The sequence below is a fragment of the Luteibacter sp. UNC138MFCol5.1 genome, assembly GCF_900110505.1.
GTDB lineage: Bacteria > Pseudomonadota > Gammaproteobacteria > Xanthomonadales > Rhodanobacteraceae > Luteibacter.
The window spans coordinates 255,867-265,435 of sequence record NZ_FODZ01000003.1 but is presented as its reverse complement, the minus strand read 5'-3'; the positions used below and the strand labels follow the sequence as shown (position 1 = coordinate 265,435).

The window sequence follows — 9,569 nt, the reverse complement described above, 5'->3', positions numbered from 1 at the left end:
ACGTCATCGCGACAACCGATCGCCCCGCCGTGGACCCCGGCGTGCGCCGGGGTGACGCGCCGGAGCGTCCGGGTATCCACGGCGACGACGCATCACTTCGCCTTCTTCGAGGCTCCCGAAGCCAGTGACTTCTCCCGCACCGCCTTGAACTCGCTGCCTTCCTTCCACACGGGCCAGACGTCGCTGTTCGCGAGCTTCTCGCCCAGCGCATAGAACGCCTTCACGTTCTGCGTCACGCCGTCGAAGCTCCAGCGCATGTCGTACACGTCGGTCGGCTGGTGATAGCGGTTCTTCGTGTAATCCTCTTCGGCGGCCAGGCCCGCGGCCTTGCCGCCCTGGACCATGTCGGTACCGCCGCCCGCCGACAGCGCCGGCACGCCGGCCTTGGCGAAGTTGAAGTGGTCGGAGCGGAAGTAGTGGCCCTTCTCCGGCGACGCGTCGCCGCTGACGACGCGGCCGTCGGCCTTGAGCACGTCGGCGAACATGTCCTCCAGATCGCCCTGGCCCAGGCCGGTCACTTCCATGTCGCGCGTGGCGCCCGTGATCGGCAGCGCGTCCATGTTGATGTCGGCCACCGTCTTGTCGAGCGGGAACGGCGGATGCGCGACGTAGTACTTGGAACCCAGCAGGCCCGATTCCTCCATCGTCACCGCGGCGAAGATCACCGAGCGCTTCGGTTTCTCCTGCGCGAACTTGCCGGCGATCTCCAGCATCGCGGCGATGCCGGTGCCGTTGTCGATGGCGCCGTTGTAGATCTGGTGACCCTTCAGCGCCGGGTCGTGGCCGAGGTGGTCCCAGTGCGCCGAGTAGACGATCGCCTCGCCGGGCTCCGAGGTGCCCTTGACCATGCCGATCACGTTGTTGCTCAGCGAGTGGGAAATCGTGCTCTGCAGGTGGATCGATGCCTTCGCGTCGAGCGGCACGGCCCTGAAGCCGCGCACGTCCGCCTGCTTCGCCAGATCGTCGAAGTTCTTGCCCGCCTTCGCGAACAGCCGCTGCGCCGATTCGTGCGTCAGCCAGCCGGCGACGGGGAGGCGCGGCGCGGGATCCTCGCTCTCGGGAAGATCGAGGCGGGGCGTCGTCCAGCCGCTGCGGACGACATTCCAGCCGTATGCGGCGGGTTCCGTCTGGTGGACGATGAACGCCGCGGCCGCGCCCTTGCGCGCGGCCTCTTCGAACTTGTACGTCCAGCGTCCGTAGTAGGTCATCTCGCGACCCTTGAACAATGCCTTGTCCGCGCCGTTCCAGCCCGGGTCGTTCACCAGGATCACCAGCGTCTTGCCCTTGACGTCGATGCCGTCGAAGTCGTTCCACTGCGCTTCCGGCGCGTCGACGCCGTAGCCGACGAAGACGATGTCCGAGTCCTTCAGATCGACATCGGACTTCGCCTGGAGCGTGCCGACGACCATGTCGTTTCCGAATGCGAACTTCTCGGTGCCGCCGCCTTCCGCGACATCGAGGGCCAGCGTGTCCTGCCCGTTCAGCGTGGTGGAGACGGCGGGCACCGTCTGGATCCAGTCGCCCTTGTTGCCGGGCTCCAGCCCCATGCGCTTGAACTGTTCGATGATGTAGTTCGTCGTCAGGCGTTCCCCGAGGGTCCCGGGCTTGCGCCCGTCGTATTCGTCGGACGAGATCACGCGCAGGTGCGCCGCGAAGTCGTCGCCCGTGATCTCCGGGCTGAAGTCGTGATGCTCGTTGGCCACCGCGGGCATCGGAGGCGGGGGCGAGGTGGAGGCGCGGGCCGGTGCCGTCGAGGGGGCGGCCGGGGCCTTTTCTTCGTCGTGGGACTGGCAGGCCGCCAGCGTCAGGGCCGTGAGGCAGGCAAGGGCGAGGCGTCGCATCGGCGGAGGAGTTCCTTCGTGGCTCGTCGTCCAACGAGTGTAGCGGGTGCGGGTGTCGCCCTGCCGGAATTGCTCGCCTAGCAGCAAATTTGCCAAATTCGTCAAATACTTCCGCCACTCGCTACGCCGAATCGGCAAATTCACAAAGTGCTGGCATTTGGTCCCATACACCGTTAGTTATAGGCGTCGGCGGACAGTTTCCCTCTCGGGGAATCCGATTCGGCGTAGGGACGAGGCGGGTGAGCAACCCGCGGGGAAACAGCGCGGGGGTGCGTGATGGTGTGGGTGCGAGTCGAAGGGAACTGTACGGGCAGCGGTAGGGGCGTTGCCGGGGATGGCCCGCGGGTGACCGCGCCATTCCCGCCGATGCGGAACGCATGGGTTGCACATGGCAGGGAGATAACGGCATGAGTCGTCCTTCCGACGTTCACGGCCTGGAAGACTACGATCTGGTCACTCTCGGTGCGGCGCTCGGCCTTTGCGAGGTCGATCTGCTCACGCTGAGCCCGGCGCGACCTCGCGCCGCCATCGCATCCACGACCCACGAGGGCGTGACATACCTGACCGCGCACATCGACTTCGACGTGCGCGGCTCGCTAACCGTTCCCGAAGACGCCTGCATGCTGGTCTATCTGCACGAGGCCGGCGAGCGCAGCTGGTGCCAGGGTGTCAGCGTCGAATCGGACATGGCGGTGACGTTGCTGCGGGGCACGCCCACCGATTTCATGTTCGAGCGCGGCACGCGCCTCACCCTGGTAGTGGCACCGTACGCGCGATTCCGTGCCCGCTTCCTCGCATCGGACCATGCGGACGTCGACATGGCCGCCCAGCGGCTGCGGCTGTTCTCGGTGCGGTCGGAACACCTCCGGCGCGCCTACCGGCAGATCGCCGCGCAGGTGCGGGAGCAGGGCGAACCGGCGATGGGGCCGATCGAAGACCTGCTCGACGAACACATCCGCGTCGCGCTCTCGTCGTCGTCGGAGGATCGACCGGTGGCATCGCGCGGACGCCGTGCCCATTACCAGGTCGTGCGCCGGGCCGAGCGGTTCATGCGCGCGAACCTCCGCCGCGACATCTATTCGCTCGAGCTCTGCCAGGCGGCGGGCGCGAGCGAGCGAGGCCTTCGCTACGCCTTCGACGACCTGCTCGGCATCCCGCCTAACCGTTACCTGGCCATGCTTCGTCTGTGCACGGCGCATCGCAGCCTGGTCACGGCGGAAGCCGGCCGTCGATCCGTGAAATCCGTCGCGCTCAGCTGCGGCATGTGGGATCTGTCCCGCTTCGCTGAGAAGTATCGCAGCGTGTTCGGCGAGCAGCCCCGCGAGACGTTGACCCGCAGCGCCGGGGCCGAGGATCTGACCCCCGCCGAGGAATACGACGGCTGGTAGGCCCAGGCCCGTCGTAGCCCGCCACCGGACCCTTCCCGCCATGCCCTTGCCAAGGGGAGGGGAGGGTCCGCAGCAACTTGCAGTTGCGTTTGCGCATGTGCGGAGCGATGCTTTGCCCCACATGCCAAAACGACTCGATATCCGACTCATCGCGCCCTCCGGCTATGCGGACGACCACGCGGCGCGCGAGCGCGGCGTCGAACGACTGCTGGCCGCCGGCCACACCGTGCACGGTGCCGATGTGCTCGATCGGGTGATGCTGCGTTTCGCGGGCACCGACGCCGAGCGCGCGGCCGACCTCAACCAGCTTGCGGACCCGGGCGTGCCGTTGCCGCATCTCGTCATGGCCACGTGCGGTGGTTATGGCGCGATCTCGCTGCTCGATCGCATCGACTTCGACGGCCTGGCCGCCCGCTTCCTCGACGAGTCCTGCGTGCTGGTCGGACATGGCGACTTCACGGTGCTGCAGTGCGCGCTCTACGCTCGCAGCGCGATAGGATCGCTCCACGGGCCGATGCTGGTCGCCGATTTCGGTGCCCCCTACCTGCGCGAGAACACGTGGCGGCATTTCTGGCATACGGTGCTCTCGCCGCGCACCGACATGAGCTGGACGTGCGCCGACGATCAGCGCGATCTCCTGGTGGAAGGCACGCTCTGGGGTGGCAATCTCTCCGCCTTGTGCAGTCTCGTCGGCACGTCGTACCTGCCGCGCATCGACGGCGGCATCCTCTTCGTGGAGGAAGTCGGCGAGCAGGCGTGGCGCATCGAACGCATGCTCTACGAGCTGAAACTCGCCGGGGTGCTGGAGCGGCAGCGCGCCATCGTGATCGGCGGGCTTGGCGGCCAGCGCGTCAGCGAATACGACAACGGCTACGACATCGATCACGCCCTGCAACGCTTCGGCAAAGCCTGCAATCTGCCGATCCTTCGCGGCCTCTCGTTCGGCCATGGCGCCGACAAATGGACGCTGCCTTTCGGCGCGCACGCCGTGCTCGAGTGCGTCGCGGGCACCGCCACGCTTTCCGCGTTCGACTACGCGTATGCCGGTGCGGCCAACGGCGGGCCCGTCGCGTCCGCCTGATTCGCTGGAGGGAGCGATGTACGAATGCGGCCCACGCGGGCCGCATCGTTCCTTTTCCTCAGGAAAGCGCCGTGACCTGCGTGGCGCCGATGACGCCGATGAAGACGATCGACAGCATCCAGAAACGCGCCGGGTCGCGCCAGACGCAGACGCCGAGGCACACGATGCCGAGCACGCACGACACGATGCCGGCCGCGGTCAGGCCGACCGCGACGAGCGACGGATCGCCACCGCCGGACGCGAGCAACATGGGTCGGAAAATCGCATACCAGGCCAGGACGAGGCAGGCACCGCCGACGATGCCGAGCAGCCAGTTGGCGGGATGGTTTTTCGGCAACATCTGGATGCCGAGGTAGATGGCGAGTACGACGACAGCGAAAACGACGAGCAATAAAGCCATGCGTTAACCCCTTGAAGTGTGTCGTGGCCCGCGGTCCCCACCGCTGGCCGTTTCCCGAGCATGGACCATGGGGGCCGCGAGGTCATGCTGCGCCGCGCAAGCCACCGTGCGGAAAGCGCGGCACGCACGGCAGGCGTTTCGTCGGCCCAGGCGCCGTTTCGTCGGAAACGCCGTGATCCGCGCGTTGACCGCATCGTATGCTCCCGGCCACTCGAAGACGGAAGCTCCCCAGATGGCAAGCCTGAAGTTCGTGATCCGACTCGTCGTGGCATGGCTCGCCGCATGGTGCGTGCTCCTTGTCGCGCTGAACGCCATCGGCTGGGGCGAAGGCCCCCTGCCGTTGGTCTTCACGCTGTGGTTCGTCGGTCTGCTCGTCGCGCTCGCACGCGGCGCGACGCATCTGTATCGCGTGCGCGTGCTCGCCGGACGCATCGACGCGGAGACGGTGTCCAATCGCCAGCGCCGTCGCGTCGAGGTGCCTTATCCGGCGGACGAGGCGTTCGCCATCGTCGAGGCGGTGGTCCGCGAACTGCCGAACGTGCGCGATGTCGGCAGCACGCGCGGTGGCTTGCAGGTGAGGGCGGAGATTCCGCCCGATCTTCCGCAGAAGCAGCAGCGCGGGCGCCTGTCGAGGCTGTATTCGATCGTCGTGCGGAGCACGAAGGTGGTGGCCACCGTGACGCCCGGGGACGGTTCGAGCAGCGTCATGTACGTCTGCGAGCCCGACGGCGGCGCGTGGATCGACTGGTTCAATCCCGACGGTGGCGCGTCGCTCGAATACGTCGAGACGCTGGTGCGCGCCACGACGCAGCGCCTCGCCGAGCGGCGCAACCGCGAACGCGACGACGTGCGCCAGAGCAAGATGGAGAAGGAACTCACGGCCGCGCAGCTCGGCCTGCTGCAGGCGCAGGTCGAACCGCATTTCCTGTACAACACGCTCGCCAGCGCGCAGGAACTCGTGCGCACCGACCCGGCACGCGCCGACCGCATGCTTGGCCACCTCATCGCCTACCTGCGCCGTTCGCTGCCGCGCACGGATGGGTCGCTGTCGACGCTGGGCGAAGAGCTCGAGCGCTCGACGGCCTGGCTGGAGATCATGCAGCTGCGGATGGGCGAGCGCCTGGCGATCCATGTCGACGTTCCGGCGCATGCGCAGAACGTGCCGATGCCGTCGATGATGCTGCAGACGCTCGTCGAGAACGCGATCAAGCACGGTCTCGAGCCGAAGCCTGGCGGTGGCGGCGTCTGGATCCGCGCGGGCGTCGACGGGGCGGGCCTGTCGCTCACGGTGGCCGACGATGGCCTCGGCTTCCGCAGCGACGGCGCGGGCACCGGCATCGGCCTGAAGAACCTGCGCGAACGACTGCGGCTGATGTACGGGAGCGCGGCGACGTTCTCCATCGGTAACAATTTTCCGAGCGGTGTCGCGGCGACGATCACGTTGCCCGTGACGGGGGTGGCCGACCATGCCTAAGTGCATCGTTGCCGAAGACGAGAAGCTGCTCGCCGCGGCGCTCCAGCGCGAACTCGCGCAGGCGTGGCCGGACCTCGAGGTGGCCGAGGTGGCCGAAGACGGCGGAGCGGCGCTGGAGGCCATCGCCACGCATCGACCCGACGTCGCGTTCCTCGACATTCGCATGCCGGGCCTGACGGGCATGGAGGTCGCCGCCGCGGCCGCGGACGTGAGTCCGGCGACGCTGGTGGTGTTCATCACGGCGTACGACCAGTACGCCGTCGACGCCTTCGAACGCGGGGCGGTGGACTATCTGCTCAAGCCGGTCACGCAGGATCGCCTCGCGCAGACGGTGACCCGCCTGCGCGGACGCCTCGCCGACGCGGCGCGCCATGCGGGCCGCACGGCGCAGCTGGCCAGGGACCTCGGGCCGCGCTTCGATACGCCGCCCGACGAGCCGCTGACCTGGGTGACCGCGAGCGCGGGCAGGGCGACGCGCCTGATCCTCGTCGAGGACGTGATCTATTTCCGTGCCGACAACAAGTACACGCTCGTCGCGACGGCCGATGGCGACGCGCTGCTGACGCGGCCCATCCGGGATCTGCTTCGTCAGCTCGATCCGCGGATCTTTCGCCAGATCCACCGCTCCACGATCGTCAATCTGCGTCAGGTCGCATCCGTCGAACGCGACGACACCGGCAAGGGCTGCCTGCACCTGCGCGGCCGCCCGGAAACCCTGGGCGTCAGCCAGCCCTTCATGACCATCTTCCGGGCCATGTAGGCGAGGAGTCCACCATGCGTCTGTTCCTCTCCATCATCTACTGTTTCCTGAACCTCGCCGGCTGCACGGACGCAGGCAACCGCACGCTCACCGCGAGCGCCCGCGAGAACGGCACCGTCACGCTGGAGAGCCGCACCGAGGTGCGCATGGGTCGCGCGCGCTTCGCCTGCGAGGCGAGCCGCGCGGATCGCTGCTGGTACACCGTGTTCGACGCGGGCAGGGAAGTACGCGCGTTCTCGCTGGCGGCACGGGAGGAACGCCTTGTCGACGGATTGCCGCCCGGCTTTACCTTGTGCGTGACGACGAACGCCGACAAGGTGACGAAAGACTGCAAACCCGCGTGAGCGCGTTACTCCTGTAGGAGCGCGCCCTGCGCGCGACATCTTTCGGCCAGAGCCCGGACCTGGCGCGTTCGCCCGAAGACTGGCGCGAAAAAATGTCGCGCGCAGGGCGCGCTCCTACCCGAAGGCAGGAGCGCGCTTACGGTCACGGCGTATTCCGCGGCACCACCGTGTAGACGATCTTCGACGGATGCGCCGCGTCGTGATGCACCACGTTGTGCGCGATCACGCCCTTGGCTTCGTCGTAATTGTTGCCGCCGGTGTTGAGGTTGCGGTCGAAGCGCGGGAAGTTGCTGCTCGTCACCGCCACGCGCAGCTTGTGGCCGGCGGCGAAGAAGTTGCTGGTGTCGATCGGCTGGAACGTGACCTTGTAGGTCTCGCCGTCCTTCATCCACACCGGCGGCTTCCCGTAGCCGTCGCGATAGCGCATGCGCTGGATGTTCTCCGTGATGTTGTACGCCTTGCCGTCCGGATACACGTCCATCACCTTGAAGGTGAAGTCGGTGTCCTTCGCGTCCGACGAGACATACAGCGTCACCGTGATCGGGCCGCTGACCTCGGTGCCCTCCTTGAAGGGTTCGGAGTCGTACACGAGGATGTCGTTGCGCGTGAGCTGCGGATTCTGGTCGAACGAGCCGAACTTCACCGCGGTGCCCTGGCAGCAACCGCCGCCGCCCAGCGTGGTGACGGGATTGGCGGGATCGTAGAGAAAGCTGTCCGGCTGGTCGGTATCGGCCGGCTTCTCGGCCAGCTTGCCGTCGCCGTAGAGCGTGTTCGCCTTGCCGCCACTGGTGAAGTAGAGCTCGCGCGTGGTGGCGCCGACGGGCGGCCACGTGGGCGAGTTACGCCACTTGTTCTCGCCCATCACGTAGTACATCACCTTGGGCTGCTTGTCGACGATCGGGCTGTCCACGCCCTTGAGGAACTTGTCGAACCAGCCGAACACGAGGCCCTCGTAATCGAACCGGGCATCGCCCACGTCGAGATCGCCGATCATGGTGTGCTCGGTGGCGCGGGTGAACGCGCAGTGCAGCACGGGCGCGATCACGGCGTACTGCTGATCGGCGACGGCCTTGGACGCGGTCTCGCGAACGTGGTTGTAAGCCGCGAGGTTCGGCGACACCGAGACGTCGAACCAGCTCATGAACCACAGGCCCGGCTTGTCGATCTTCATGTTCTCGTGCCACAGGCCGCCCTTGTACCAGTTCGGGCTGTTCGGCGTGCGCGCGATCATGTTGCCGCCCGTCGGCACGTCCATGGCATCGGCGAAGATGCCCTTCGGGCCGTCGATCGCCTTCATGATGTCCTTCTCGGGCAGCGTCCAGAACGCCTTGTCCCAGTCGACCGGCGGCATGGCGGCGGCGAGGTCGAACGCCTTCGACGCGCGGATCAGGTCCGCCTGCGACGTGCCGGGCGGGAACATCGGGCGCACCTGGTTCTGCTCGCCGTAGAGCCACGAGATGAAGAGCATCTGCACGGCGCCGCCGCGGTACCAGTTGCCCTGCTCGTAATACGGGCCGACCTTGCCGACGCCGGCACCGAAACCCTGCACGTTGAACGTAGCCAGGCCGGGCTCGTTCTCGGCGACCACGGCCATCTGCCATTCGGCGGTGGACGAACAACCCGTGGTGCCGACCTTGCCGTTGGACCACGGCTGCGAGGTCATCCAGCGCACGGCGTCGACGCCGTCGCTGAGCGGCGCGCCGAGGATCTCGTAATTGCCTTCGGAGAAGAAATGGCCGCGCTCGTTCATGTCGACATACGCGTAACCGCGCTTCACCGCGGCGAGCTGCCGGCTCATGTCGCGCGGCGCGCCGAGCTTCACGTCCCAGAAGTTGAAGTTGTACGGCGTGCGCACGAAGATCGTCGGCACCTTGCCGGCGGCGTTCTTCGGCCGGTAGACGTCGGCCGCCATGCGTTTGCCGTCGCGCATCTTCACCATCACCTTGCGGTCGATGATCGCCACGTCCTCGAGCTGGCGCTCGATGTCGTTGCGCTTGTCGACCATGGCCTTCTGCTCGGGCGTCAGCGTCGTCTGCTGCGCGGCGACGGGACCGGCGGCGAGCGCCAGGCAGAACGTGGCGACGCCGACCGACAACGCGGTCCTGACATCGTGGAGGGCAGGGCGCTTCGATCGCATCGGCAGGCTCGTTTTTTCAGGGACGGTTCATCGAGTCTGGCAAATCGATCAGGGCAGGACAATGCATGACTTCCGGCACGGTGTCTTGTCCGTCTGTCGGCAGCGTGCGTGGCTCTTTCAATCCGGAAGGAGCCACGGGCGCTA

8 protein-coding genes are annotated in these 9,569 nt (G+C 67.1%); 5 read left to right on the top strand and 3 right to left on the bottom strand.

Annotated features, from left to right (window positions below; genetic code table 11):
• Positions 1-92: 92 nt before the first annotated feature.
• A complete protein-coding gene (locus BMY69_RS09590; protein WP_255364516.1) occupies positions 93-1,841 on the bottom strand; it encodes a M28 family metallopeptidase in 1,749 nt (582 codons plus the stop codon).
• A 407-nt stretch (positions 1,842-2,248) separates the two neighbouring features.
• On the opposite strand from BMY69_RS09590, the gene BMY69_RS09585 reads away from it, so the two are divergent.
• Together BMY69_RS09585 and BMY69_RS09580 are read left to right on the top strand one after the other, a co-directional pair.
• A complete protein-coding gene (locus BMY69_RS09585; RefSeq protein ID WP_177191133.1) occupies positions 2,249-3,229 on the top strand; it encodes a helix-turn-helix domain-containing protein in 981 nt (326 codons plus the stop codon).
• Between the two features lie 121 nt (positions 3,230-3,350).
• Positions 3,351-4,310: an LD-carboxypeptidase gene (locus BMY69_RS09580; protein ID WP_090177559.1), complete on the top strand. Its 960-nt coding sequence runs from the start codon at positions 3,351-3,353 to the stop codon at positions 4,308-4,310.
• A gap of 58 nt (positions 4,311-4,368) precedes the next feature.
• Here BMY69_RS09580 and BMY69_RS09575 read toward each other — a convergent pair whose 3' ends face one another.
• Positions 4,369-4,710 carry a hypothetical protein gene (locus tag BMY69_RS09575; protein WP_139206062.1) on the bottom strand — a complete coding sequence of 114 codons (342 nt, stop codon included), beginning with the start codon at positions 4,708-4,710 and terminating at the stop codon, positions 4,369-4,371.
• Positions 4,711-4,942: 232 nt separating this feature from the next.
• Between BMY69_RS09575 and BMY69_RS09570 the strand changes: the two genes are divergently transcribed.
• The 3 genes from BMY69_RS09570 to BMY69_RS09560 are packed head-to-tail and all read left to right on the top strand — an operon-like array spanning position 4,943 to position 7,288.
• Positions 4,943-6,184: a sensor histidine kinase gene (locus tag BMY69_RS09570; protein WP_090177556.1), complete on the top strand. Its 1,242-nt coding sequence runs from the start codon at positions 4,943-4,945 to the stop codon at positions 6,182-6,184.
• A complete protein-coding gene (locus BMY69_RS09565; RefSeq protein WP_090177554.1) occupies positions 6,177-6,944 on the top strand; it encodes a LytR/AlgR family response regulator transcription factor in 768 nt (255 codons plus the stop codon). The genes BMY69_RS09570 and BMY69_RS09565 overlap by 8 nt, the downstream gene beginning before the upstream one ends.
• 14 nt (positions 6,945-6,958) lie before the next feature.
• Complete coding sequence (locus tag BMY69_RS09560; RefSeq protein ID WP_090054078.1) at positions 6,959-7,288, top strand: hypothetical protein; 330 nt, start codon at positions 6,959-6,961, stop codon at positions 7,286-7,288.
• A 142-nt stretch (positions 7,289-7,430) separates the two neighbouring features.
• Here the strand turns inward: BMY69_RS09560 and BMY69_RS09555 are convergent, their stop codons facing one another.
• Positions 7,431-9,425: a CocE/NonD family hydrolase gene (locus BMY69_RS09555; protein WP_090177551.1), complete on the bottom strand. Its 1,995-nt coding sequence runs from the start codon at positions 9,423-9,425 to the stop codon at positions 7,431-7,433.
• Positions 9,426-9,569 lie beyond the last annotated feature (144 nt).

Coding starts and splice junctions, on each gene's coding strand:
- BMY69_RS09580 (WP_090177559.1), top strand. CDS start 3,351: ATGCCAAAACGACTCGATATCCGACTCATCGCGCCCTCCGGCTATGCG.
- BMY69_RS09560 (WP_090054078.1), top strand. CDS start 6,959: ATGCGTCTGTTCCTCTCCATCATCTACTGTTTCCTGAACCTCGCCGGC.
- BMY69_RS09575 (WP_139206062.1), bottom strand. CDS start 4,710: ATGGCTTTATTGCTCGTCGTTTTCGCTGTCGTCGTACTCGCCATCTAC.
- BMY69_RS09585 (WP_177191133.1), top strand. CDS start 2,249: ATGAGTCGTCCTTCCGACGTTCACGGCCTGGAAGACTACGATCTGGTC.
- BMY69_RS09590 (WP_255364516.1), bottom strand. CDS start 1,841: ATGCGACGCCTCGCCCTTGCCTGCCTCACGGCCCTGACGCTGGCGGCC.
- BMY69_RS09570 (WP_090177556.1), top strand. CDS start 4,943: ATGGCAAGCCTGAAGTTCGTGATCCGACTCGTCGTGGCATGGCTCGCC.
- BMY69_RS09565 (WP_090177554.1), top strand. CDS start 6,177: ATGCCTAAGTGCATCGTTGCCGAAGACGAGAAGCTGCTCGCCGCGGCG.
- BMY69_RS09555 (WP_090177551.1), bottom strand. CDS start 9,425: ATGCGATCGAAGCGCCCTGCCCTCCACGATGTCAGGACCGCGTTGTCG.